This is a genomic window from Tautonia sociabilis (assembly GCF_003977685.1).
GTDB lineage: Bacteria > Planctomycetota > Planctomycetia > Isosphaerales > Isosphaeraceae > Tautonia > Tautonia sociabilis.
Window position 1 is genome coordinate 93849 of the sequence record NZ_RYZH01000009.1, and the last position, 25391, is coordinate 119239.

General features: G+C 70.2%; 15 protein-coding genes. 9 read left to right on the top strand and 6 right to left on the bottom strand.

The genetic code is table 11. From position 1 onward, the window contains the following. Nucleotides 1-261: 261 nt before the first annotated feature. From TsocGM_RS06585 to TsocGM_RS06595, 3 genes are all read right to left on the bottom strand, one after another. Entirely contained in the window at nucleotides 262-1236 is a 975-nt protein-coding gene (locus TsocGM_RS06585; RefSeq protein WP_126724509.1) for a tetratricopeptide repeat protein, read from the bottom strand. Nucleotides 1237-1252: 16 nt separating this feature from the next. Then, nucleotides 1253-2005 carry a hypothetical protein gene (locus TsocGM_RS06590; protein ID WP_126724510.1) on the bottom strand — a complete coding sequence of 251 codons (753 nt, stop codon included), beginning with the start codon at nucleotides 2003-2005 and terminating at the stop codon, nucleotides 1253-1255. 69 nt (nucleotides 2006-2074) lie between these two features. After that, entirely contained in the window at nucleotides 2075-4045 is a 1971-nt protein-coding gene (locus TsocGM_RS06595; RefSeq protein ID WP_126724511.1) for a type II and III secretion system protein family protein, read from the bottom strand. Nucleotides 4046-4338: 293 nt separating this feature from the next. Between TsocGM_RS06595 and TsocGM_RS06605 the strand changes: the two genes are divergently transcribed. After that, a complete protein-coding gene (locus tag TsocGM_RS06605; protein ID WP_126724513.1) occupies nucleotides 4339-5241 on the top strand; it encodes an RAD55 family ATPase in 903 nt (300 codons plus the stop codon). Nucleotides 5242-5435: 194 nt separating this feature from the next. Then, nucleotides 5436-7226, top strand: coding sequence for an ATP-binding cassette domain-containing protein (locus tag TsocGM_RS06610; RefSeq protein WP_126724514.1), 1791 nt, complete (start codon nucleotides 5436-5438; stop codon nucleotides 7224-7226). A 118-nt stretch (nucleotides 7227-7344) separates the two neighbouring features. Here TsocGM_RS06610 and TsocGM_RS06615 read toward each other — a convergent pair whose 3' ends face one another. From TsocGM_RS06615 to TsocGM_RS06625, 3 genes are read right to left on the bottom strand one after another with little or no spacing between them, the layout of a single operon-like run. Further along, nucleotides 7345-9525 carry a TolC family protein gene (locus TsocGM_RS06615; RefSeq protein WP_126724515.1) on the bottom strand — a complete coding sequence of 727 codons (2181 nt, stop codon included), beginning with the start codon at nucleotides 9523-9525 and terminating at the stop codon, nucleotides 7345-7347. Next, nucleotides 9522-11237, bottom strand: coding sequence for an HlyD family secretion protein (locus TsocGM_RS06620; protein WP_126724516.1), 1716 nt, complete (start codon nucleotides 11235-11237; stop codon nucleotides 9522-9524). The genes TsocGM_RS06615 and TsocGM_RS06620 overlap by 4 nt, the downstream gene beginning before the upstream one ends. After that, the gene (locus TsocGM_RS06625; RefSeq protein ID WP_233578469.1) at nucleotides 11222-13078 is read right to left on the bottom strand and encodes a peptidase domain-containing ABC transporter; all 1857 of its coding nucleotides are present in this window, start codon (nucleotides 13076-13078) and stop codon (nucleotides 11222-11224) included. Before TsocGM_RS06625 ends, TsocGM_RS06620 begins: the two co-directional genes overlap by 16 nt. Here TsocGM_RS06625 and TsocGM_RS26895 point away from each other — a divergent pair. From TsocGM_RS26895 to TsocGM_RS06660, 7 genes are all read left to right on the top strand, one after another. Then, nucleotides 13050-13406: a hypothetical protein gene (locus TsocGM_RS26895; RefSeq protein ID WP_126724517.1), complete on the top strand. Its 357-nt coding sequence runs from the start codon at nucleotides 13050-13052 to the stop codon at nucleotides 13404-13406. The two genes, TsocGM_RS06625 and TsocGM_RS26895, sit on opposite strands and share 29 nt — an antisense overlap. A gap of 825 nt (nucleotides 13407-14231) precedes the next feature. Continuing rightward, nucleotides 14232-14642: a hypothetical protein gene (locus TsocGM_RS06635; RefSeq protein ID WP_126724518.1), complete on the top strand. Its 411-nt coding sequence runs from the start codon at nucleotides 14232-14234 to the stop codon at nucleotides 14640-14642. Between the two features lie 201 nt (nucleotides 14643-14843). Beyond that, complete coding sequence (locus TsocGM_RS06640) at nucleotides 14844-15077, top strand: PEP-CTERM sorting domain-containing protein (protein ID WP_126724519.1); 234 nt, start codon at nucleotides 14844-14846, stop codon at nucleotides 15075-15077. Nucleotides 15078-16153: 1076 nt separating this feature from the next. Further along, nucleotides 16154-17845 carry a hypothetical protein gene (locus TsocGM_RS06645; protein WP_126724520.1) on the top strand — a complete coding sequence of 564 codons (1692 nt, stop codon included), beginning with the start codon at nucleotides 16154-16156 and terminating at the stop codon, nucleotides 17843-17845. 269 nt (nucleotides 17846-18114) lie between these two features. Beyond that, nucleotides 18115-20979, top strand: coding sequence for a M16 family metallopeptidase (locus TsocGM_RS06650; RefSeq protein WP_126724521.1), 2865 nt, complete (start codon nucleotides 18115-18117; stop codon nucleotides 20977-20979). A gap of 181 nt (nucleotides 20980-21160) precedes the next feature. Then, a complete protein-coding gene (trpB, locus tag TsocGM_RS06655) occupies nucleotides 21161-22381 on the top strand; it encodes a tryptophan synthase subunit beta (protein ID WP_126724522.1) in 1221 nt (406 codons plus the stop codon). A gap of 40 nt (nucleotides 22382-22421) precedes the next feature. After that, nucleotides 22422-25370 (top strand): FG-GAP-like repeat-containing protein, encoded by a 2949-nt coding sequence (locus TsocGM_RS06660; RefSeq protein ID WP_126724523.1) that lies wholly within the window; start codon nucleotides 22422-22424, stop codon nucleotides 25368-25370. Nucleotides 25371-25391: the final 21 nt, after the last annotated feature.

The following is a 25391-nucleotide window of genomic DNA, read 5'->3' on the forward strand; positions in this document are numbered from 1 at the left end:
CGCAACTCCAGAAAGAGGCCAGCATGCCTGCCTTCGTTCAACTCAATGGACGCTTCCGCCGGAAGAACCCGAAACCGGACCCGAGGCACCCCAGACCCGGCCGCCCGCCGTCGGAGGGTTGCCGGGTCTGGCTGTCGGGTCTGGGGTCGACACGACCCCAGACTCCCCGCCGAACCTCGGGTTGAACTGGAGTCCTTTGGGGCGAGTCGCCCCCCCAGCCTCTCCGGCCCCACCACGAGCGTCTCTCCGATCCGGGGTCGGTCACTCCCGGTCGGAGTCTCCCGCTCCGGGCAATCGGGGCAAGAGCGAGGCGGGGTGGGAGGAAGGCCCCGGCTCGGGCTCGGTCGGGAAGAAGGAGGCGGGGGAGACGGCCGGGTCGACCCGGGAGGGGGGCGGGACGGCCGAGGCGATGGAGTCGACCGGGCGGGGGGTGATGGTGGCGTCGAGCTGGCCGAGGGCAAGGCGGGCGACGGTGTGGTCGGGGTTGAGGCGGAGGGCCTCGAGGTAGCGGTCGCGCGCCTCGTCGGTGCGGCCGGTGGCGGCGAGGATGTAGCCGAGGTTGGCTCGGGCGGCGACGGGGCCTCCGGCGCGGTCGAGCACCGGGAGGGCCTCGTCCACCTGGCCGGAGGCGGCCAGCGCAAGGCCCAGGTTCGTGAGGATCCGGGGGTCGTCCGGATCGAGGGACTGGGCCTTGCGGAGCCGGGAGATCGCCTCGTCCCAGTTTCCCTGGAGGTAGGCGCTGTAGCCGGCGTCGTTCCAGGCCCTGGCGTCCCGGGGGGCGAGGTCGAGGGCGGCCTCATGGTGCTCGGCGGAGGCGGCGAACTTGCCCTGGCGGTCGAGGATGCCGGCGAGCCGGCGGTGGGCCAGGGTCCGGGTGTCGCGGTCGACCTTGCGGGAGAGGGAGGAGACGGCCTTGCGGTACTCGGCCTCGGCGGCGTCCAGCTCCCCCTTGGCCTCGAAGACGCGGCCGAGGTCCAGGTGCACCCGAGCGGTGCGGTCGGGAGTCAGGGCGGGCATCGTCTCGGAGGCGATCGGGGCAGCAGGGGCGACGGCTTGGGAGGCGGCTGGATCGCGCTTGGGCATCCCCTCGACGATCGGCGAGGCCGACGCCAGGGCAGGAGGCTCGGCGGCCTCGCGGGGCCCGGGGATGAGCACGCAGCCGCTCGAGGAAACCAGCGGCAGCAGGGCGAGCGCCGGGATCAGCGTGGTCGGAACGGTGAGCATGCGTCGGGTCATCGCGTCGGCCCCCTCGCTAGTTTCCGAAGTCCGCGTTCACGTAGGGGTTGAGCTGGTAGGCCGCCGGCGCTCCCGCGGCCCGGTCGAGCAGCACGGCGTTGTACGGTGCGGCCACGTCGCCCCGCTCGCCCAGGTAGGGGGAGCCGCCAACGACCAGCCGCTCGGGCTCCAGCAGCATCCCGTTGTTGGCCACCAGTTGGAGGACGGCCTCCCGGCGCGACTCGGCCAGGCCGGGCCGATCGGGGTCCAGCTCGATGAGCATCGGGCCTCCCCAGAGCTGCCACCGGGCCACCATGCGGCCGAGCCGCCGGAGCCCGTCGGGGGTCAGCCGCTCGGTGCCCGAGTAGAAGTCGGAGCGATAGAGCGTGTAGCGGTGCTGATTGGCCATCCGGGCCTGGGCGGAGAAGTTCTGCTGCAGCGACCAGCCCAGCGGCGGCGTGTCGAACCGCCAGGGCTCGCCGATCATCCGGTCCTTGATCGCGAAGCCCAGGTGGTGGACCGCTCCGGCGATCGGGCCGGGCTGGTGCACGTGGATCGGGGGACCGGCAGGTGCGGTCACGACGCCGGGGGGCGGGGCGATCACGGTCCCCGGCGCCGGGGAGAGCCCCGGGTCCGGGATCGACGCCGCGGGCTGCGGCACCTTGGGGGCGGGCATCTGGGCGGGAGGCAGCGGCGCCGGGGCCTGGGCCCTCGCGACGCCGGGGGCCCCGCCCGAGGCCAGGGTCACGGCGATCGTCGCCGCCTGGAGCATCCGCCTGTCGACTCGCATCGCGTGGTCCCCCGAGAAGGATCGATCGATGGCCCAAGACTGGTCCGGTCCCGACTCCCGCCCTCCTGGTCACTCGGCGAAGCCGTGCGGCCCGACCACCCACTGCTCCTCGCTGCGGAAGTGCTTCATGACCTGGAACGGGTCGAGATAGTTCGTGGTGGCTCGGTGCGGGTGGCGGGTCCTCCCCTCGAGCCGGCCGAGGAAGTAGAACTCCAGGTCGTTGGGCTCCTGGTACAGGTCGCCCGGGGCCGGGGCGGCCGGGGCATCGACCGGCTCCACCAGCTCCGGAGTGACCAGCACCAGCAGCTCCGTCTCGTTGGTCTGCAGGATGTTCCGGCTGAAGGCCTGCCCGACGATCGGCAGGTCTCCCAGCAGCGGAACCCGCTGGACCGAGCCGGACGACCGGGTCGAGAACAGCCCGGCGATGGCCAGGGTCTGCCCCTCCCGGAGCTGCACCACGGTCCGGGCGCTTCGCTCGGTCAGGCCCGGCACGGCCGTGCCGGCTACGAGCACCCCGGAGTTCGGGTTCAGCTCGCTGAAGATCGGCTGCACGTCCAGGCGGATCGTGTCGTCCTCCAGGATCATCGGCAAGAACTCCAGCAGCGCGCCGAAGTCCCGGAACTGGATCGTGATCGTCGCCACGCCCCCGGTGCTGATCTGGGGCACCGGGAAGGGGAAGCTGCCCCCGGCCAGGAACCGGGCGGGCTGGCCGTCGAGCGTCAGCAGCGTGGGCTGGGCGAGGATGCGGACCAGATCGTTCTGCCGCAGCGCGTTGAGGAAGAGGCGGAAGTCCCCCTCGTCGAAGATGCCGAAGAGCTGCGTGTCCAGCGGGTCGGGGAACAGAACCTGGGCCGCGTCGAGCGTGCCGACGTTGCCGATGAGCGAGGCGACGTTGTCCCCGTCGGTCAGCCGCTGGAAGTTCACGCCGATCTGACGCAGCGCGGTGCGGTTGATCTCCGCGATCTTGACCTTGAGCATCACCTGGCGAGGGCCGCGCACCTTCACCCGGTTAATGATGATCAGGCCCGGCTGCGCCCCCCCGGTCGAGGCGATCGCCGAGGCGGCCCCTCCCGTGACGGCCGAGCTGGTCGCTCCCCCGGCTCCCGCCGCTCCCCCGCCGCCGCCAAAGCCGACGCTGCTGGCCAGGCTGCCGCGGTTGATCTGCTCCCCGCCGGCGATCCGAAGCTCCGATCGAATCAGCTCGTTGACGTCCGCCATCATCTTCGGCGTCGGCACCTGACCCTCGAGCACCAGGTTCTGGGCCACCTGGCTGACCCGGATGTCCGCCCCGGGGAGAATCGCGTTGATCCGATGTTCCAGCTCCTCGGCGTCGATCGTGACCCGGACGGTGATCGAGTGAATCTTGCTCGGCTCCCCCTGCTCTCCCTCGTCGATGATCCGGATGGTGGCGTCGCCGTAGGCGAGGCCGAAGATCTCCAGATACCGGACCTCCTCGAACGGGACATTCTCGGCCGCGGCCCCCCCTACGGGAACCTCGACAGGGGTGCCGATCGGCCGCACCGCGACGACCTGAGGATTGTCGACGGTGATGATCGTCCGGTCGGTGAGCGACCGCGTCAGGCGGAACAACTTCGAGCGGTTGAGAATCAGGTCGACCCGAGACTCCGGAACGTCGACCGGCAGAATCAACGTCTCGGCCTCCGGCTCCGGCGTCTCCTCCCCGCCAATCTCCAACCGCTCGCCCGGCTCCTGGAGCGGCTCGGGCAGCCCAGCCCCCGGACCGGGAATCGCGAACCGCTCCAGCGAGTCCGGCAGCAGCGCCGGCGGCCGCGGCAGGCTGCGCCCCGGCGCGATCGCGTACGGGTTGACCACCCTCCCCGGGTCGGGAGCGACCCCTTGCCTGCCGGGCAGATCCAGAGGCACCACCGGCTGGGGCACCGCGTCGATCACCTCCTGCGCCTCCGAGCCCTGCGGCCTTGCGCTCCACGCCCCGGCCAGGGCCGCGACGACGAGGATGCCGACCATCCCGGCCCAGCGGCGCTCCCGATCCCCGATTCCGTCGCGTCTCGGCTGGTTCACCCGATCGCCTCCGAATCGATCCGCCGGGACCGGAGCGATCGGTGAGGATCGTCCCCGGCCGGGCCTGTCGCGCTGGTTAAGCCGACTTTGCGGGCCTGTCGTCCCCTTATTTCGGCAGGATCCCCCACCGCCTTGAATCGCGACGGGCAGCGACCTTGCCGGATGTGCCGGCCGTCGCGACAATGCGCCGCCGCGGCCCAATCGGCCCGGCGGCCCGCCTGGGGGGCCGATCGATCGCCGGGAAGGGGGCCGCTCGGCAGGCTCCCCAGGTTCAGCCGAGGATGGGAGGCTCGATGAGCGGTCAGCGGAGGCGCACGAGGCAGGGGTTCGGAATCGAGACGCTGGACGAGATGCTCGGCGGGGGGCTCGTGCCGGGCACCCTAACGGTGGTGGCCGGAGCCACCGGCGTGGGCAAAACGCAACTCGGCCTCCGCTGGGCCCACGAGGGACTCCGCGCCGAGGGACGACGCGGCGTCCTCTGCGACCTGACCAGCCGGGGAGACTCCCAGAACCACTCCTCCTACGCCCTCGACCACTTCGGCTGGACCCTCTCCCCCTACCCCGCCGACGCCAACCTCAACCTCCCCTCCGTCTGGGACTTCTCCCGCCCTCTCGGCGACTGGTTCCACCCCTTCCACCGCACCGGCCGCCGCGTCACCCGGCACGACCTGGAATACGACGAATGGCACGCCTGGAAGACCGACCTGGCCCGCGTCCTGCGCAAGTCGGTCGAGTTCTTCTACGCGAACTTCGTCCGAGGCTCGCGCCGCGTCGTGGTCGACGGCATCGAGCCCACCGACCGCATGAGCGACTCGATCCAGTTCGAATTCTTCGAGTACCTCTACCACCAGGTCCTCCGCAAGGAGGATGACTGGGCCGCCCGGGAACTGTTCCGAGAGCACTACCGGGCCAACGAGCCTCACGTGATGGCCCACCGCTACGACCACTCCTCCATCGGCTGCCTCTACCTCTACACCACCCCCCACGTCCTGCTCGACGACCTGATGAACCAGCCGATCGGCGAGGGAGACGTCTTCTCCAACGCCAACACCATCATCCTCATGGGCCGCACCCGACAGGACGGCAAGATGGGCCGCGCCCTCTACGTCGCCAAGCACCGGGGCAGCGCCTGTAGCGACGCCATCGTCCCCTACCGCATCACCGATCTCGGCCTGGAATTCGACCCGACGGCCTGAGTCGGAACGCCGATCCGACGGCCGGGGCAAGCCCCCACGCCTTGGCCAGGCGACGCCTCGGCCGAGACGGAGCCGATCACCCCCGGTCGTCCCGATCCGAGTCGAAGCCCGGCCCCTCCGTGTGCTACCCTGGGTTCCCTGGTTCTCGGCTCCGCGATCGCTCCTCGCCCCTCCGTTCCCCGGCTCGGACCCCCATGGCGCTGCTCTCTCTCCGGAACGTCGTCCTCTCCTTCGGCGGCCCCCGACTGCTCGACGGCGTCGACCTGACCGTTGATCGCGGCGACCGCCTCGGCCTGCTCGGACGCAACGGCGAGGGCAAGAGCACCTTGCTCAAGGTGATCGACGGGCAGCTGCCGATCGATTCCGGAGAGGTGATCCGCTCTCAGGGGCTCCGCGTCTCCCGGCTCCCCCAGGAGGTGCCGAGAGGGCGGGCCGGCTCGGTCGCCGAGCTCGTCGCCGAGGGCCTCCCCGACGACGACCACGCCCTCGGCGCCGCCGACCACCGCGTCCTTGCCCTCCTCTCCCGAGTCGATCTCGACCCCGACTCCCCGTTCGAGTCGCTCTCCTCCGGCCAGAAACGCCGGACCCTGCTCGCCCGGTCGCTCGTCGCCGAGCCCGACATCCTGCTGCTCGACGAGCCGACCAACCACCTCGACATCGAGTCGATCCGGTGGCTGGAGGAGTTCCTCCTCCGCTGGGGAGGCACCCTGATCTTCGTCACCCACGACCGAGCCCTCCTGGAGCGGCTGGCCACCCGCATTGTCGAGCTCGACCGCGGCCGGCTCTTCTCCTTCGACTGCGACTACCCCACCTACCTCGCTCGCCGAGAGGAGCAACTCGCCGCCGAGGAACAGCAGGCCGCCCTCTTCGACAAGAAGCTCGCCCAGGAGGAGGCCTGGATCCGCAAAGGGATCGAGGCCCGACGCACCCGCAACGAGGGCCGCGTCCGCGCGCTGAAGGCCTTGCGCGAGGCCCACCGCAACCGCCGCGACCGCCAGGGCACGGCCCGGCTCCAGGCCCAGGAGGCCGACCGCTCCGGCGCCCTCGTCCTCGAGGCCAAGGGCGCCGGCTTCTCCTTCGGCAACCTCCCCGTGATCCGGGACCTGACCACCACCATCATGCGCGGCGACAAGGTCGGCATCATCGGCCCGAACGGATCCGGCAAGTCAACCCTGCTCCGCCTGCTGCTCGGCGAGCTCGAGCCGCAGTCCGGCACCATCCGGCGCGGCACCAACCTCGAAGTTTCCTACTTCGACCAGCTCAAGGCCACGCTCGACGAGGAGAAGACCGTCCAGCAGAACGTCAGCGAGTACGAGACGATCACCGTCGACGGCCGCCCCCGGCACGTGCTCGGCTACTTGCAGGACTTCCTCTTCGCCCCCGATCGCGCTCGCACCCTCGTCAAGGTCCTCTCCGGAGGCGAGCGCAGCCGGCTCCTGCTGGCGAAGCTCTTCACCCAGCCCTCGAACCTCCTCGTGCTCGACGAGCCGACCAACGACCTCGACATCGAGACGCTCGAACTGCTCGAACGCCTGCTCGTCTCCTACTCCGGCACCCTCCTGCTCGTCAGCCACGACCGCGCCTTCCTCAACAACGTCGTCGCCAGCACCCTCGCCATCGAGCCCGGCGGCCTCGTCCGAGAGTACAACGGCGGCTACGACGACTACCTCCGCCAGCGCAAGCGTGACGCCCCCCCTCCCGAGCCCAAGCCCTCCTCCGCCCCGAAGCCCTCCCCTGCCTCCCCGAGCCGCCCCCGCCGGCTCAACTCCAGGGAGCAGCGCGAGCTGGACGCCCTCCCCTCCCGCATCGAGGAGCTGGAGGCCCGCATCGGCTCCCTCCACGACGCCATGGCCTCCCCCGACTTCTACAAGCAAGACGGCGACCGCATCGCCGCCGCCCGAGCCGAGCTGGAGAACCTGGAACGGGAACTCGCCGACCGCTTCTCCCGCTGGGAGGAGCTGGAGGCGCTGCGCGGCTCGTCCTAGCCCCGCCCTCCCGGAGGAGGACCGCCGCGAGGAAGCCCGGTCTGGTCCTCCCGCGCCGGAGCGTCGTCGGTTGGTTCCCCCACCCTCCCAGCCCAATCCCGACGGGAGGAACGGAGGCTCACGGCACCGAATTCGGGGACGAGTCGGACGCCGCGGCCGGGCCCGGCGCGCTCGGCTCGGAACGTTCCTCGGGCGACTGGTCGAGTGGGCCGGGATCGGCCGCCGCCTCCGGAGCGAACGGACCTCCCTGGCCAGGCGCGAGGCTCGGCGGGGGAGGCAGAGGAATCGGCCCGCCAGGGAAGACCGCCCCCGGTTCGGTCAAGGCCGAACTCGGGTCGGTTGGCTCCTCCTCGAGCAGAATGGGAGGCGGCGCCTGCCGTTGAATCTCGGGAGTCACCGCATCCAGACCCACCGCCGCCCGGTAGTCGGCCAGCGCCGAGAAGAACTTCCCCTCGGCCAGCACGCGCAGCACCTGAGCATCGAGCACCTGCTGCTGCCGGACCACGTAGAACAACAACGGAGACGACGCCTGCACCTCCAGCCGCTGACGCTCGGCCTCGGCCAACTGCCGGGCGACGATCTCGGTGTCCTGATAGTAGCGGAGCAGGTCGTAGGCCGCCCTCAGCTCGGCGGCGGCGTTGAGCACGTCGGCCTGAATCTGGTCCCGAGCGAACCGCGTTCGCGCCGAGATCTGCCGCAGCACCGCGTCGGCCGCCCGGATCCTCCCCCGGGCGAACCTCCGCTGCAGCGGCACCTCGAAGAACAGTGACGACTCCAGGATGAACGGCCGGAAGTCCTTGCCCAGATCCACATCGCGCACGCCGACGTTCTGTTCCGTGTAGACGTAGAAATCCAGCGACGGCAGCAGCATGTTCTCGGCCAGCTGCCGATCGATCCTCGCCTTGTCGTACTCCAGCATCAGGCTGAAGATCTCCGGCCGCAGCCGCAGCGCCACGGCGATGTCTTGCTCCACCCGCGACGGGTCCGGCATCTCCGCCTCGGGAAACGCCAGGGGAATCATCCTCGAGTCGGGCAGGCAAGGCAGGCCCCGAAGGTCTCTCAGATAGAACGACAACGTCACCGCGGCCTGTTGCAAGTCGCGACGGCCGTTGATGACCTGCTGCCGCCGTTTGATCAACACATTCTGAAAGGCGATCACGTCCACCTGAGCCACCCGGCCGATCTCCGGCCGGGCCTGCTCGGCCAGCGCCCGGAACTGGGCCTGAGCCAGCTCCTCGAGATCCTGGTAGAGGGCGTAGACCTGGCCGGCGGCCACCCAGGCCCAGTAGGCCTTGGCCGCGTCCTTGAGCAACGTGATGCGCTCCTTCAAGATCGTCGGCTCCACCTTGCGCCGCTCGATCTCCGACTGAAAGAGCTTGGCCCGCTTCGGATCAATCCGCAAGTCCCGCAACAGCGGCTGCTCGAAGCCGTTGACGAACGCCCCCCCTCCGCGCGTATTCAGATAATTGTAATATGTCGGCCATTGACCCTGCGCGATCCGATAGCCGCTAAACAGCTTGCCTCCGGTCGGCAAGATCGGCTGTTCCAAGAAGAAATCCTGGACGTACCGATCGTAGAAGCCCAGCGGGTAGTTGCGCGAGTCGGCGTTCAGGCCCAGGTCGAACGCCCCTCGGGCCGAGAGGACCTCCCCGTCCGCCACGTTCCGTTGCTCCAGGACCGCGAGAAAGGGAGGATAGCGCCGCTCGGCCGAGTTCCGCACCTCTTCCAGCAGCAGCGGAGGGCCGGGAGGCTGGTCGTCGACCCGAGGGGCCCCGGTCGGCGCCGGGGGGGACCCCAACTCCAGCTCGGGAGCCTCGGGCAACTGGAACGGCCCCCCCTGGCCGGGAGGCGCCGCCCCGTCCGGCCCCGAGGAGGACGGCCGTCCCAACAATCCGGGCAGCAACAGCAGGGAGTCGGGCTCGCTCCCCGGGTCAGGTGGCCCCGGCATGTCGGCGCTGGGCGCGAGCCCCTGAAGCAACGTTCCCCCTGGCGTCACACTCGGGGTGAACGGAGTGAACGGTCCGGGAGTGATCGGCAAAAACGGGGTCGCCCCCATCACTCGAGGAGGGCCGCTGAGCGGGGTCGCCAGGTCGCTGGGCGGCAAGCCCTGACCCAACGGAGGAACGCCCATCGCCCGAGGAGGACCAATCATCAGATCGGGCGGATTGGAGAACGGCAGCGTGGTCCTCCCGGACGCCGGCGGTTGCGGGGCCTCCTGCCCGATGACGATCGCGGCCGGGTCGAAGACTCCCAACGCCCCGGCCGCCACCGCGAAGAACCTCCGTGTTCTTCGGCTCATTTCGGCCTCTTCAGCTTCGGCTTGTCGTCCTTGCCCGCCCCGTCGCCTTCGGTCAGCTCGGGCTCGTCCTGAGCCACCACGGGAGCGAACCCGTTGAGCCGCCGCCAGATCTCGTAGCCCAGCGGCACCTCCCGCAACAGCACCCAGCCGTTGGCCCGGGCCCCTTGACGCAAAAACCGCCGAGACGGCCAGGGACTCTTCACCACGGCCTTCGTCTCCCCGGAGCTTGCTATCGGCTCATCCGGCAGAAATTCCCCAGTCGTTCGCTCCAAAACCAACACCCCGGCCCTCGGATCCTTCTCGTCGGGCTTGACCGCGACGATCGTTCCCGACTGCCCGCTGGACAGGCCGGTCACCGTCGTCCCCGGAGCGAACGGCCCTCCCTGCCGCTCCCGATAGCGCAGTTCCGGGCCGTCCAGATCCGGCACCGCCAACACGCGAAACTTCCCCCCCTTGGTCGTGGTCGGATCCACCAGCGCCACCTTGCCCGGGAAGGTCCCCACCGCCGCCGCCGGCCAGCCGATGAACTGCAAGGCTGGCCACCCTTCAAATTGAAGCCGAACCGGATCCCCCACCCGAACCAGCGGGATGTCCCGGCCTGGCAGATACAGCTCCGCCGCCAGCCGGGGTGTCTCCGGCACGAGGATCGCCAGCGGATCCCCCTCCTTGACGTAGGCCCCCTCTCCCACATTGGTCAACAGGCGCAAGACCGTCCCTGCTCTCGGGGCCAAGACCCGGCCTCCCTGTTCCTGCTGACGGATCTTCACCTGCGTGTCGGTCAGCTTGACCCTCGCCTCCTGAACCTTCATCTCCGCGGTTTGAATGTCGGTGCGCGCCTTCTCGATCTCGGCCTGCGCCTTGGCCTCGACCACCTTTCGCTTCGCCTTGGCCTGCTCCAGCGCCGCTTGTGCCTGATTGCGTTGTTCCCGAGCCTGGTCAAGCTTCCGTTCGGCCGTCCGATAGGTCTGCTCGGCCTTGACCACGGCCTGTCCAGCCTCCAGCCCCCGCTCATACAGGGCCTTGGCCTGCTCGTAGAGGATTTGGTAACCGGAGGCGTCGGTCTGGGCCTCCGCCACCTTTTGCTCGGCCTCCTGCACCTTGCGCTCGGCCTCCAGGATCCCCGCCTCGGCCTCCAGGATCGCCTGGTCACGCTCGGCTTCTTTTTGACGCAGCGCCGCGGTGTAGGCCGCCACCGCCTGCGTCGCCTGCTCCAAGGCCGCCTGGTAGTTCTCCTCTTGCGACCGCAACGTCTCCAGGTAGCGCGGGTCCACATTCTTGACCGTCGCGATCAGGTCCCCCCGGCGGACCTGATCTCCCTCGATGACGGCATAACTGATCACCCGGCCCGAAATCGGCGCCTCGACTTGGAATTGCCGATCCAACGGGTGGTAGCCGATCACCGAACCGTCGCCGAAGACCGACTGCCGCCAGGGAACCAGCGCCAGCACGAACGGCAGCCCCAGCAGGGCCACCATCAACGCCACGCCCACCTTGCGGGCCGCCCGGGGCGTGCCCACCTGACGCAACGCCGGCATCCCCGAGCCCGCGTCGAAGGCCCGCACCGCTGGGACCGAAGTCCCCGACCGAACCGGCGCCAACACCGCCGGAGGACGCCGCACCGGCAATCGTCTCGGGGGGGCCTCGCCGGGCGTTCCCTGGCTCGAGGGACCCGGCGCCTCGACCGACGCCGCCCGGCTCAGTTCAAGCGACATAGCCCCGCCTCCTGAAGCCAGCCTTCGATGTCCCGCATCCGGCCCGGAGCCGGTTCCAGCGTGTGTTCGACATGGCCGTCGGCCAAAATCACCACCCGGTCGCACTGCGCGACCACCTCCTGGCTGTGGGAGACGATCAGCAACGACCACGGCGCCGAGCGATCGAACAAGGTGTCCATCAGCCGCCTCCGGGCGTCCAGGTCCAGGCCGTCGAGCCCCTCGTCGATCACCAGCAACCTCGGGTCCCCCACAATCGCCCGGGCCAGCATCAGCCGACGCGTCTGCCCCACCGACAGCGGCGCCCCCTTGCTCGAGAGCACCGTCTGCATCCCATCAGGCAGCCGAGCCACCTCCTCCAACAGCCCCGCCGACTCCAGCGCCTGACGCACATCGACCAACGACAGCCACAGCCTCCCCATCCGAACGTTTTCCAGAATCGTGTCCTCGATCACCTCCAGTCCCTTAACCACCGCCACCTCGGCCCTCAACGATTCGAGCCGAAGGTCCCGAGTGTTCACTCCATCCAGTTCGATCGTGCCGCTGGTCGGTTGCCGAAGCCCGTAAATCAAATCCACCAACGTGCTTTTGCCCGAACCGCTCGGCCCGATCACCGCCAGCCGCTCTCCCGGTTTGATCTCCAGATCCAAATGCCGCACCACCGGATGATGCGGATCATAGCCGTAACTGATGTCCTTGACCTTCAACGCCGCACCCACCACGCCCGTCTCCCGATGCACCTCCCCATCGGAGCGTTCCAACGGCAGATCGACCAGCACTCCCAGCTTGTCGATCGCCGCCATCAGGTCGTACCAGGCCTCCAAATGCTTGCCCAACTTCGTGAACGACATCAACACCGTCGCGACAATCAACTCAGCCGCCACCAACTGCCCCAGCGTCAATTGCTCCCGGATCACCAGATAGCCCCCCAGCCCCAGCAACGCCGAACTGGCCACCGCCTGCAACCCCAACGCAAAGACGATCTGCCGCATCAAAATCACGAAGTGCCTCCGCCGGGCCGACAGATAACGTCGGGTTGCCGCGTCGGTGCGGTCCACCGCGAAATCCGCCCCGCCATCCACCTTGTACGCCAGCGGCACCCGGGCGATCTCCTCCAATCCACCGGCCACCTGGTACTTCGCGATCGATTCCTGAATGCTCGTCGTCACCGCCCCCCGGCCCAACAACCAAATGATCAACGTCATCGACAGCAGCAGCACCAGGTCGAACCCCAGCAGAAACGGGTGGTAAAACGCCAACACCACCAGCCCGATCCCCGCCCCCAGCACCACCGAGATCCCGTCCAGCAGCAACAAGGCCGCCACCTTCTGCACCGTCATCACGTCAAAGAACCGGTTGACTAGCTCCGGCCCGTTGCTCCGGTCGTAGGCATCGATTCGCACCCGAGGCAACCGATAGGCCAAATCCGCCGCCACCCGGACAAACAACCGACGCTGCACCAACTCGACCATGTAGGTCTGCAACACCCGCAACAACGCCGCCAACGCCAAGCAACCGAACAAAATCAGCGTCAGCACAATCAGTTGCTGCAACAGCAAATTCAACGCCACCGTCGTCACCACCGCCTCAATCGCCAGCGGCGTCGCCAGCGACAGAATCCCCACCCCCACCGCATAGGCAACCACCAGCCCCAGATCCCGAGACACCTCCAGCCGCAACAAGCCCAGCAACCGCTTCAGCGGCGACGGACCGTGACCATGATGATCACCTCCCGATCCATGCCCCCCGGCCCGCTCGCGTCCCAGCAGCTCCCGCCCCCGGTACGGCTCGTCCGCGTCCGGATCGCGGAGCGCGTTGCATGGCGCTAGCGGAAGCACCATCATCCACGACACAACCGACCTCGGTCCCTCCACCCCCAGCCGTCTGACCAACTCCCGCACCGAGATCAACGGCCCCACCGCCCCCCGCTCCGACGCCGCCAGCCTCCCCCGGTTCCCTTTGCGGCCCACCAGCGTGATCCAACGCCCCGGCCTCCCCTCCCCCTCCGACGCATACGTCACCACCGGCATGTCCGGCCGGGCGTTGGCGATCGCCTCCCGAATCGACCACCGCACCGGCGTCATCCGCAAGCCCAATTGCTTGCCAATCATCGCCAGCCGAGGCCCCCAGGTCTCCTCCGGCGCTCCCGGATACTCCCGTTCCGACTGGTGAATCAACTGCCTCCCCAGCACCGGGTCATACTCCAGACCGGTCGCCTCCGTGCACGCGTCCAGAACTTGGTCGTCGGTCCAACCCATCGCTCCCCCTCACCCTGGTTTCCCACCCCACCCGCTCCCACACCGGACGCCCCCGGATGGCCCCTCCCGGTCCCTCCGCGATGCCGGATCCTCCTCTTCCTATGTTAAATCACCGCCAACTCCTTCGCTTCCCCTTCCACCACCGCCATCGCGGCGACCGTCCCCCGGAACGGCGACCGCCAACCCTCGCCGACCCCCGCACCGGTTCCCCCCAACGCGCTCCAAGCCTCCCGACCGCGTCCCTGTCGCGTCAACGGCAGCATACCGTTGGCCCCCTCCCCTGCGAAGGCATCTCTTCTCCCCCAGACACTTGCCCGCGCCTCGAGACGCTCCAAATTCCGCAACCGATTTGTGGAGTTTGAGTTCGAGGACAAGGCCAGCCAGACCAGCGGACAACCCCCTCAGCCCCTCGAATCCCGACCCCTCGCCGATCCGCCGTCATCCTCAGCCGAGGGCGCCGGTCTTCCTCAGGACGTTCTCGATGCCGCCCCGCTCCAGGCGGCCCGGCCGAGTTCCTCCCTCCCTTCTCCCGCCAGCTCCCCTCCTCTGACGACGGATCATCGACCTCCCGGCCATTCCGTCGCTCCTCCCCCTTTGACATGAGTGCGCCCAAGATCTCATAATCGGCCTCCTCCCTCCTTGCGTTTGGGACTCGGTCGGGAGATCCTTGCCTCCAGAGGCCCCTTCAACCCGGCGGACGGAGCCGGGGTATCGACGTTTCTCCAGGAGTGTGAGATTCATGCGTTCCATCGGTTTGCTCAGTCTGGTGCTCACCCTCGGCGCATTTGCCGGCCCCGCTCAGGCCGGCCTCGTTGTGGTCACCCCCTCCGACCCCCAGGGCTGGCAGTCCTTCGGCAATAGCGGGGGAGGGTCGAGCTCCATCGAACCCTCCAGCTTCGGTGGCGCCTTCAACGACGGGTCCGTGAAACTGACCGGCGATCGGACCCGCTTCGGGCTCTTCCCGACCGGAGGGCTCGGGCGCCTGGACAATCTGCTGGCCTTCAGCTTCGAGTGGGTGGTCCAGCAGGTCGGCGGGGGAGTCGGCACCGCCCAGGCCCCGGCCTTAAGGCTGCATGTGCAGGACACCGTGAACAATCGCTTCCTGGAAATCATCTGGGAAGACGGCGAGCAATCGACCTCTGAGCGGTAGTTCGTCGCCGGCTCCGGGACCACCGGCACGATCTATTCGGGGGACTTCTTCGGCGCCGACGCCAACCGCCTCTGGGTCTGGACGACGGGCTTCGGACGCGGCGTCTACGATGGAAGCGGGACGAAGATCGCCAACTCGGATGCCGCCCGAGACATCACCACGACCAGGAACACGATCCTCTCTGTCGACCCGAACGCCATCGTGACGGGCATCAGCATTGGTGCGGGCAGCTCGATCGGCTCCGACTTCATCGGGTACGCCGATTCGGTGCGACTGGCCATGGACGGCTCCAGCCCCTCCGACACCACCTACAACTTCGCCGTCACCGCCGTCCCGGAGCCGTCGAACCTCGCAATGGCCGGGGTGGCCGGCCTGCTCCTGCTCGCTCGCCGCTGGCAGGCCCGGCGATCGCGGAACAGGGGTGAGACGCGCTGAGTCGATCCCCTCGGCCCTGATGGCCGAGATGGTCGCGACCTCGATGGCCGGCCGGCCCAACGATCCGGCCGGCCCTCACCGGGAGGCCGACGCGGGAGGCTCCTCCGGCCCGCCTCCCCCGTCATCCCCGAAGGCACCGATCGCCGACGCTCCCCTCCCCTCGGAGGCCGGGGGCGGGTGAGTGCGATCCCTCCCCTCGGGCGATGATCTCTCCCGAAGGCCCGAGCGCGATCCGGGGAGGCTCCCCGTCCGTCCCGATCCGGGAGCCGCCACCGATGGTCGATCGCCTGGTTTCCCCCCACCCTGCACCCCCCCGGCCTCCCGAGCTCGCCGCTCTCGATCGCGAACCGCCGGCCCGGCTCACGCACGCATCAATCATTCGCTGGTTGAATTGCCGCTCGCCTTCAATCCGCTCCCGAGGCCGCCTGGAGGCGTCCGGCTCCGTCTGGCCGGCCCGGCGGTCGCTCGGGAGGGCCCCGACGCGACGCCTCGGAGCGGATCGGGACGCGGGGCGCCGGCGCGGAGCGAACCCAAGCGGAATGACGCAAGTCATTCCTGTATTGATCGTTTCGTCAAATCGCCCGAGCGTTCCAACCGCGCACCACGACCGGCATCGCCGCGCACCGGGAGAGATCCCGGCGCGGCGGCCGGTCGGCCGAGGGGGAAGCAAGACGGCGACTCCGGAGGTCGGGGGGGGCGTCGGGCCGGTCTCGGGGCAGGGGCGCTGGTTGGCGCGCCCCTCCGCGCGGAGCGAACCCAACCGATTCCACACAACTCATTCCGAGCCAAGTCTTTTTGTTCTTCTGGCCGAGCGTTCCGCTGGCGCACCGTCCGGGATCCGGGCCGTTGCGGAAGGGGGTCGAGGAGCGGGGGATGGGGGGGGTTGCCGGGAGGCCGGGCGGGGTCGGGGGGCGTCGAGATCGCCTCAAGCGTTGCAACCGGTCGGGTCGATAATCGCGGTGATTCCGGGGGTCGGATCGAAGGGGCGCGGCCCTGCGCGGCGTCCGGGCCAAGGAGGGCCGATCCGATCCGACCCCGGGGGCCGTCGGGCCCGGGATCCGGCCAAGGAGGGCGCAGTGACAGACGCGGCGGGCAATCGGGCGCGACGGAAGGGCGTCGGGCCGGCAATCGCCCGGCTCGCCGTCCTGCTGGCGCTGGCGATCGCCCCCCCGGCCCGAGCCGCCCCGAGGCCGATGCCGACGCCGGCCCCGCAGGGCAATCCTCCGCCGCTGACCTACTCCGACAGCCCCTCCTTCCGCATCCCGTTCAACCTCTCCGACCCGGATCGGATGCTCCAGTTGATCGCGGAGGTGCACCTGTACGTCTCGGCCGACCGCGGCCTGTCCTGGCAGTATGCCGGCAACACGCCGCCCAGCCAGATGGCCTTCCCTTATCGCGCCGACCACGACGGCGAGTACTGGTTCGCCGTCCGCACCCGAGATCACCAGGACCGGCTCTACCCCCCCGACATGGACCAGGTGCGCCCCCGTCTCCGGGTCATCGTCGACACGACGCCCCCCTCGGTCGTCCTCCGGGCCATGCCCCGGCGCGGGGGGGTGGTCGGCGTGCACTGGAGCGTGCAGGACGAGAACCTGGATCTCTCGACCTTCGCCCTGGAGTACCAGGTGCAGGGGGCCCAGGCCAACTCCTGGAGGAGGGTGCCGGCGCGCCCCCGGCTGGTGGGAGAGGAGCGCTGGGAGGTGGGCACGGGCTTTCCGGTGATGGTCCGGGTGACGGTGGCCGACCGCGCCGGGAACCGGGGAGTGGCCGAGGTCGCGTTGCCCGACGGCAGCGCCGAGACGCCCGGGGCGACCGTCGGCCCGGCCGCCGGGTCGGCCCCTCCTCCGATCATGCAGGCCAACCGCCCCTCGGGCCGGGGGACGATCGGGGCCGGAGCCGCGCCCGAGCCGGACCCGTTCGCCGGGATCGACCGAGGCGCCTCGGCGCCGGGTCCGGAGCTGGAGCCGGAGCCGGTTCCCGTTCCCCACGGCGAGGCGACGCCGAGCACAATGGGGGCCGCTCCCCCTCCCGGGCCGACCGCGCCCCCCTCCCCCGCGCCGAGCCCTTCGCCGGCTGCTCCCCCCTCGGACCCGGCCCCCGCCTCGTCCTCCGGCGGGGTCCTGATCGTGGGGAGCCCGAGGTTCCCGCTGAGCTACGACGTGCAGGACGGCTCCGCCGAGTCGCTGGCCGTCGTCGAGATGTGGGTCACGCGGGACGACGGCCGGTCCTGGGAGTCGCTCGGCACCGACCCCGACCGCCAGTCCCCCTTCTTTGTCGACCTCGGCGGCGACGGCCGGTACGGCCTCCGCATCGTCGTCCGGTCGCAGAACGGCCTGGGGGACCCCCGCCCCACTCCCGGCACCCCCCCGCAACTGGAGGTGGTCGTGGATACGACCGCCCCCCGCGTCACGGTCGACTCGGTCGCCCTCGGCACGGGGGCCGAGGCCGGCTCGCTCGTCCTCTCCTGGAGGACCGAGGAGCCCCATCCCGCCGAGGCCCCCGTGATCCTCTCCATCCGCCCCGACTCCCCCGACGCCATCTGGCAGCAGGTCACTCCTCCCCAGCCCGACACCGGCCGCCTCGCCTGGCCCCTCTCCCCCAACGTTCCCTCCCGATTCTTCGTCCGTCTCGACGTCTTCGACGCGCTGGGCAACCAGAGCACCGTCGAAACCACCGAGCCCATCGTGCTCGACATCCCCCGCCCCCGCGGCCGCATCCTCGGCCTCGATCCGAACGCCAGGGTGCCGGCGGCCGTGCCCCGGCGATGACCCGACCGCGACGGAGCGATCTCGGCCAACCGCATCCCGGACCCCCTTCCATGAAACCGCACCGCTCACGATTGAGATTACGCCGGAGCCCCTCGAACCCTGACCGGCCCCCGGTCCCCTGGACGGCCCGGCCCCCGGCCCCCTGGACGGCCCGGCCCTCAGCCCGGCAAGATGGGGACATCCGCCCCGCTTGCCGGCCCGGGGACGTGATCGGGACCCTCCTCGGACAGGGAGGTCGGCCTCGCCAGGTCACTGGGGATCCTCTCACCATGCCATCGCCTCCTCCTCGCCGGGCTCTGCCGGGCCTGGCGCTCGCCTTGCTGCTGACCCCGGCCCCCCTCGCCGCCGCCGGACCACAGGACGACGAACCGAGACGCCCCCAGATCCCCGACCTCCAGGTCGAGAAGTACACCCTGCCCAACGGCCTCGAGGTCCTCCTGCACGAGGACCACGCCGTCCCGGTCGTCTCGGTGAACATCTGGTACAAGGTGGGCTCCAAGGACGAGGACGAGGGCCGCACCGGCTTCGCCCACCTGTTCGAGCACCTGATGTTCCAGGGCTCCGAGCACCTCGACGGCGAGTACTTCGCCCCGCTCGAACCGCTCGGCGCCCGGATCAACGGCAGCACGAATACCGATCGCACCAACTACTACGAGACGGTCCCCAGCAACGCCCTGGAGCTGGCCCTCTGGCTCGAGGCCGACCGCATGGGCTTCCTCCTCCCGGCGCTGGACCAGGAGAAGCTGGACAACCAGCGGGAGGTCGTCAAGAACGAGCGCCGCCAGCGCGTCGACAACGTCCCCTACGGCCAGGTGCAGGAGCGGCTGCTGGCGGCCCTCTACCCGGAGGACCACCCGTACCACCACAGCACCATCGGCTCGATGGCGGACCTCTCGGCCGCCTCGCTCGAAGACGTGAAGAACTTCTTCCGACGCTACTACAACCCGAACAACGCCAGCCTCTGCCTGGCCGGGGATTTCGACCCCGAGCAGGCCAAGGCGCTGATCGCCAAGTACTTCGGGCCGATCCCCGCCGGCCCGGAGGTCGAACCGCTTCCGCCCCAGGTGCCGACCCTGGACGAGCCGGTGACGCTGGCGATCACCGATCGCGTCTCGCTGCCCCGCGTCTACCTGAACTGGCCGACCGTGCCCTACGGGCACCCGGACGAGCAGGCGCTGGACGTCCTCGCGTCGGTGCTCGGGCAGCTCGACAAGCAAAGCCGGCTGGAGAAGGCGCTGATCTATGACGAGCCGGTCGCCAGCCAGGTGGTCGCCTTCCATCCGACCAGCGCGCTGTCGGGCACCTTCACCGTGATCGCCACCGGGAGGCCGGAGACGGTCCTCGACGACCTGGTGGCCCGGATCGACGCCGAGATCGCCCGGCTCCAAGAGCAGGGGCCGACGGACGACGAGGTGCTCAAGGCCCAGAATGAGACCGAGAGCGGCCTGATCTTCGGCCTGGAGTCGGTCGCCGCCAGATCCGACTACTTCAACCAGAACAACGTCGCCTTCGGCGACCCGCTGGCCTACCGCGAGCAGCTCCAGCGCCTCTTCGACGTCAGGCCCGAGGACGTTCGCCGCGTCGCCCAGCAGTACCTGACCCCGAACCGAGTCCGGATGGACGTGACCCCGGGCGCCCCCACCCCCCGGGCCCCCGAGGTCGCCGCGAACGCGGCCGTCGCGGTGGACCTGGTGGCCGACGAGCCTCCCGTGATCGACTCCTTCGACCGCTCGGTCATGCCCGAGCCCGGCCCGGCGCCGGAGTTCTCCCCTCCGCCGGTCGAGCGTCGGGCACTCAGCAACGGCCTCGAAGTGCTGGTCGTCAGCCGGCCGCAGCTGCCAATCCTGACGATGGACCTGGTCGTCAAGGGAGGAGCCGTGCTCGTGCCCGAGGGCAAGGACGGCGTGGCCGAGCTGACCGCCGACCTGCTCACCGAGGGAACCGCCCACCGAGACGCCCAGGAGCTGGCCGGGGCCCTGTCCCGGATCGGCGCCTCGATCAGCGCCTCGGCCGGCATCGAGAGCCTGACCGTCTCCCTCTCGACCCTGACCAAGCAGACCGACACCGCCCTGGGCCTCTTCGCCGAGGTGCTGCTCGACCCCGCCTTCCGCCAGGCCGACCTCGAGCGCCAGCGCGGCCTGCTGATGGCCGGCCTGCTCCGCCAGCGGGACAACGCCAGCGCGATCGCCTCGAACGTCTTCCCGATCCTGCTCTACGGCAAGCACCACCCCTACGGCCGCCCCGTCGAGGGGACCCTGGAAACGGTCCCCGCCATCACCCGCGACGACATCACCGCCTTCCACTCCCTGCTGTTCCGGCCGAACAACGCGGCGTTGATCGTCGTCGGCGACACGACGGCCGACGCGATCGTCGAGCGGCTGGAGGCCTCACCGCTGGCAGACTGGGAGCCGAGCGACGTGCCGCCGGCCACCCTGCCCGCGCCCGAGCCGGCCGAGACCGGGACGCTCTACCTGGTCGACCGGCCGGATTCGGCGCAATCCGTCCTGCGGGTCGGCCAGATCGGCCTGCCCCGCGACACGCCCGACTACTTCCCGGTCACGGTGCTCAACGCCGTGCTCGGCGGCCAGTTCTCCAGCCGGATCAACCTGAACCTCCGCGAGGACAAAGGCTATACCTACGGCGCCCGCTCCACGTTCTCCTTCCGCAAGGGACCCGGCCCCTTCGTCGCCGGCGCCGACGTGCAGACCGCCGTCACCGCCCCGGCCCTCTCCGAGCTGCACCGCGAGCTGGTCGAGATCACCAGCGGCGACCGCCCCGTCAGCCAGCAGGAGCTGGCCGACGCCAAGGGCCAACTCGTACTCGGCTTCCCCGGCGGCTGGGAGTCGACCGGAGGGGTCGCTTCGCAACTGGAGGCGCTGGTCCTCTACGGACTGCCGGATGATTACTTCACCACCTACCAGGAGACGCTTGAGTCCGTCTCGCTGGATCAGGTCCGCGACGCCGCTCGAACGCACCTCCACCCCGACCGCATGACGATACTCGTCGTCGGCGACCGCGAAGCCATCGCCTCGGAGCTGGAGGGCCTGCCGTTTGTCCCCTCGATCTCCCTTCGAGACGAGCAGGGCAACCCCGTCGACCCCGCCGCCGCCTCCTCCGAGCCCGGCGGCCGCTGACCCCCCGCCCCCGCCGCGCCCCGGCCCCCCCGGGGCTCGGCCGGGTTCGCTGCCCGCCCGGCCGCTTCCCTTGACCCGGCCGGAGGGGGGCCGAAACAATGGAGGCATCGCCCGCCCGACGCCCTCCCGCTCTCCCGCACGGTCGAGTCGACCTGCCGCAATCGGAAGGACTTGCTCGCTGATGGCCACGTCCGCCGCCACCGACCCGAGACAACTGCCCGACGCCCTCGGCCGCTTCGGCCCGTTCGGCGGGCGGTTCGTGCCCGAGACGCTCATCGACGCCCTGAACCGGCTGGCCGAGGCCTACGAGCGGATCAAGGCCGACCCGTCCTTCTGGCAGGAGATGAACGACTACCTGACCAACTACGTCGGCCGGCCGTCTCCGCTGTACTTCGCCAAGCGGCTGACGGACATGGTCGGCGGCGCCGACATCTACCTGAAGCGCGAGGACCTCAACCACACCGGCGCCCACAAGATCAACAACGGCATCGGCCAGGTGCTGCTGGCCCAGCGGATGGGCAAGACCCGGGTGATCGCCGAAACTGGCGCCGGGCAGCACGGCGTGGCCACGGCCACCGCCTGCGCCCTGACGGGTCTGGAATGCACCGTCTACATGGGGGAGGAGGACATCCGCCGCCAGAAGCTCAACGTCTTCAACATGAGGACGATGGGAGCCACCGTCGTTGCCGTGACCACCGGCTCTCGCACACTCCGAGACGCGACGAACGAAGCGATGCGCGACTGGATGGGCTCGTCGGACAAGACGCACTACACGATTGGCTCGGTGGTGGGCCCGCACCCGTTCCCGATGATCGTGAGGGACTTCCAGTCGGTCATCGGCAAGGAGGCCCGGCGGCAGTGCCTGGACCGTGTCGGCCGGCTGCCGGACGCGGTGGTGGCCTGCGTGGGGGGCGGGTCGAACGCGGCGGGGATGTTCTACCCGTTCATCGGGGATGAGGGGGTCGAGCTGATCGGCGCCGAGGCCGGCGGAAGGAACTCGAACCTCGGCCAGCATGCCTCCAGCCTGACCAAGGGGCAGCCGGGCGTCTTGCACGGCAGCTTCAGCTACGTGTTGCAGGACGACGAGGGGCAGACCAGCGACGTGCACTCGATCTCCGCCGGGCTGGATTACCCGGGCGTCGGCCCGGAGCACAGCTACTGGAAGGAGATCGGGCGGGTCCGGTACGAGTCGATCACCGACGCCGAGGCGCTGGAGGCGTACCACACGCTCGCCCGACGAGAGGGGATCCTCCCGGCCCTGGAGTCCAGCCACGCCGTCTCCCAGGCGATGAAGGAAGCGGCCCGGCTCGGCCCCGGCAAGGTGGTCCTGATCTGCCTCTCAGGCCGGGGGGACAAGGACGCCTACGAGATCGCCCGCATCCGGGGCGAGCCGATGGACTGACCCCGGTCCCGGTCGGGACGTGGTTGCCAGGCGATTGCGCATGAGAGCCCGCCGCTGGCCGGTTGGGATGCTGTTGGCCGCCGCGGTTGCGCTCTCCTGCTGGGGGGCGCTAACGCTGGCTCGGGCCCGTCGCGACCGCTCCCAGCTCGCCGCGGCGATCTCGGCCGTGGAGGCCGGGCGCTTCGAGGAGGCCGAGCCGGTCCTGCGGCGTCGGCTCGACGATCGGCCCGGGGACGATCGGCTTCGCTTCCTGCTGGGAACCTGCGAACAGAGGCTCGGGAGGCTCGAAGAGGCGGTCGACACCTGGGCCGCGATCGACCCGGCGGGAGCGTTCGGCCCCAGGGCGGCGCTGGCCGCGTCGGAGGCCCTGATCGGGCTCGGTCGGCTGGCCGAGGCGGAACGGAGGCTCGATCTCGCGATCAAGGCCGGGGAGGGAGACGGCCCGGAGCCCGCCATGCTTCGGGAGCGTCTGGTCCAGATCGCCCGCCTCACCGGGCGCCGGGACGAGCTGAGGCCGCTGATCGAGCAGGTCTGGAATCTGGCCCTGAAGCGACCGCCGGGCCGGGAGTGGCCGGAGGTGTCGAGCCCTCGCGATCTGCTCCGGCAGTATTGCCTGGTCGACCTCGAACCGCCCCCGGTCGAGCAGCGGCGAGCCGAGCTGGAACGGGCCCTCGATCGGTTCCCGGAAGACGACCGGGCCTGGCTGGGGATGGCCCACCTGGAGCTTGAGGAGGGCCGGCTCGACCTCGCGTCGGGCTGGCTGCGCCGATGCCTGGCCGCCCGGCCCGACGACCCGAGCGTCCGACTCGCCCAGCTCCGGCTGGCGATCGCGGCCGGGGACTCCTCCTCGGCCCTGGAGGCCCTTGATCGGCTGCCGGAGGGGGCGCTGCCGCCCGATCGCCTGCTCGACCTGGACGCCTGGTTCGCCGAACGCCGGGGGGACCTGGACGAGGCCCGGACGGCCCTCCGCCGGCTCCTGGAGCGGAACCCGACGGACCTGGAGGCGCTGGAGCGGCTCTCGGGACTGCTCGTGCGGCTTGGGGATCCGGCCGGTGCCGCCGAGCTTCGGGCCCGCAAGGCCGCCCTCGACGCGGCGATGAACCGGTATCGCTCCCGGTACTTCCGGGCCGACCTGATCGACGAGGGGGTGGAACTCGCCGGGCTGGCCGAGCGCCTCGGTCGATGGTTCGAGGCCGAGGGGTGGTGGACCCTGATCGGCCGCTCCCGGGGGTTCGACGAGGAGTCTCGGGAGGCGCTGGCTCGGATCCAGGAGCGGAGGCGATCCGCCGAGGAGGGACCGTCCCCCCCGACGATCCGGGAGCTGATCGCCTCGGCGTCGGCCGGGATCGTCCCGGGAGGGGACCCCGAGGCACCGCCGCCGGCCCGGTTCGTCGAGGTCGGCCGCGAGGTCGGCCTCGACTTCGAGCACGAGCCCGGGCGCACCCCGGATCGCCAGCTCCCCGAGACGATGAGCGGCGGAGTCGCGCTGCTGGACGCCGACGGGGACGGCCGGCTGGACATCTTCGCGGTCCAGGGAGGACGGCTGCCGGGCCAGCCCGGCCTCCCGCCCTCATCGGGGGATCGCCTGTACCGGAACCGGGGGGACGGGACGTTCGAGGACGTGACCGAATCGGCCGGCCTGGGGGGCGATCGCGGGTACGGGCACGGCTCCTGCTCGGCGGACTTCGACGGGGACGGCCATCCCGACCTGCTCGTCACCCGGCTCGGCGCCGTCTCCCTGTACCGGAACCGGGGGGACGGGACGTTCGAGGACGTGACCGAATCGGCCGGCCTGGCCGGGGCGGGCGGCTGGCCCACCTCGGCGGCCTTCGCGGACATCGACGGAGACGGGGATCTCGATCTCTACATTGCCCGATATGTTGATTGGAATCCGACCGCCCCGATCCGATGCCGCCGCGAGGACGGCTCCTTCTCCTACTGCCATCCGCTGGCGCTGCCCGCTTCCCCCGATCTGCTGTACCGGAACGACGGAGGACGCTTCGTCGACGTCTCGGAGGAGGCCGGCATCCGGGTCCCCGAGGCGGGGAGGGGGCTGGGGGTCGTTGCGCTGGATCTGGACGACGACCGCCTGATCGATTTCTACGTGGCCAACGACGCCACCGCGAACTTCTTCTTCCGCAACCTCGGCGACGGCCGATTCGAGGAAACGGCCGAGATGGCTGGGCTCGCCGCCAATGCTCAGGGCGGCTACCAGGCGGGCATGGGGATCGCCTGCGGCGACCTGAATGGCGACGGAGCGATCGACCTGCTCGTCACCAACTTTTTTGGCGAGGGGACGACCTACTACGAGAACCTGGGAGGCGGGCAGTTCGTTGATCGCTCGGCCTCGGTCGGTCTGCTCGCGGCGACCCGATCGCTGCTCGGCTTCGGCACGGCGCTCATCGATGCGCAGAACGACGGGAGGCTCGACCTGCTGACGGTCAACGGGCATGTCGACGACCACCGGCCGAGGTTCCCCTACGCGATGCCCGCCCAACTCCTGCTGGGGTCCAGCGTTGGCCGGCTGGTGCCGGTCGACGACCCGGGGTCCCCTCCCTGGGACCGGCCCCGGCTGGGCCGGGGTCTGGCCGTGGGGGACGTGGACGACGACGGCCGGGTCGACGCGGTCGCGATCGACCAGGGGGGTCCGCTTGCCCTGCTGCTCAATCGCTCCGAGGGCGGCCACTTCCTCACCCTGAGGCTGGAGGGGACCCGGTCGAACCGGGACGCGATCGGGGCGACCTGCGCGGTCGTCGCCGGCGGCCTTCGGCGGGTGGCGGTCCGGTTCGGCGGCGGCAGCTACCAGTCCTCCTCCGGCCCGGCCCTCCACTTCGGGCTCGGGAAGGAGGAGTGGGTGGACCGGATCGAGGTCGACTGGCCGTCCGGGCTCCGAGAGGTGATCGAGGGAGTGCCGGCCGACCGCCGCTATCGGATCCGGGAAGGGGAGGGGAGAATCCGGGAGCCCTCGGCCTCCCCGACGGCCGATTGAGCCGGCGGGCGGCGAGCCGAC

Coding starts and splice junctions, on each gene's coding strand:
- TsocGM_RS06650 (WP_126724521.1), top strand. CDS start 18,115: ATGCCATCGCCTCCTCCTCGCCGGGCTCTGCCGGGCCTGGCGCTCGCC.
- TsocGM_RS06610 (WP_126724514.1), top strand. CDS start 5,436: ATGGCGCTGCTCTCTCTCCGGAACGTCGTCCTCTCCTTCGGCGGCCCC.
- TsocGM_RS06620 (WP_126724516.1), bottom strand. CDS start 11,237: ATGTCGCTTGAACTGAGCCGGGCGGCGTCGGTCGAGGCGCCGGGTCCC.
- TsocGM_RS06635 (WP_126724518.1), top strand. CDS start 14,232: ATGCGTTCCATCGGTTTGCTCAGTCTGGTGCTCACCCTCGGCGCATTT.
- TsocGM_RS06625 (WP_233578469.1), bottom strand. CDS start 13,078: ATGATGGTGCTTCCGCTAGCGCCATGCAACGCGCTCCGCGATCCGGAC.
- TsocGM_RS06615 (WP_126724515.1), bottom strand. CDS start 9,525: ATGAGCCGAAGAACACGGAGGTTCTTCGCGGTGGCGGCCGGGGCGTTG.
- TsocGM_RS06660 (WP_126724523.1), top strand. CDS start 22,422: ATGAGAGCCCGCCGCTGGCCGGTTGGGATGCTGTTGGCCGCCGCGGTT.
- trpB (WP_126724522.1), top strand. CDS start 21,161: ATGGCCACGTCCGCCGCCACCGACCCGAGACAACTGCCCGACGCCCTC.
- TsocGM_RS06590 (WP_126724510.1), bottom strand. CDS start 2,005: ATGCGAGTCGACAGGCGGATGCTCCAGGCGGCGACGATCGCCGTGACC.
- TsocGM_RS06585 (WP_126724509.1), bottom strand. CDS start 1,236: ATGACCCGACGCATGCTCACCGTTCCGACCACGCTGATCCCGGCGCTC.
- TsocGM_RS06605 (WP_126724513.1), top strand. CDS start 4,339: ATGAGCGGTCAGCGGAGGCGCACGAGGCAGGGGTTCGGAATCGAGACG.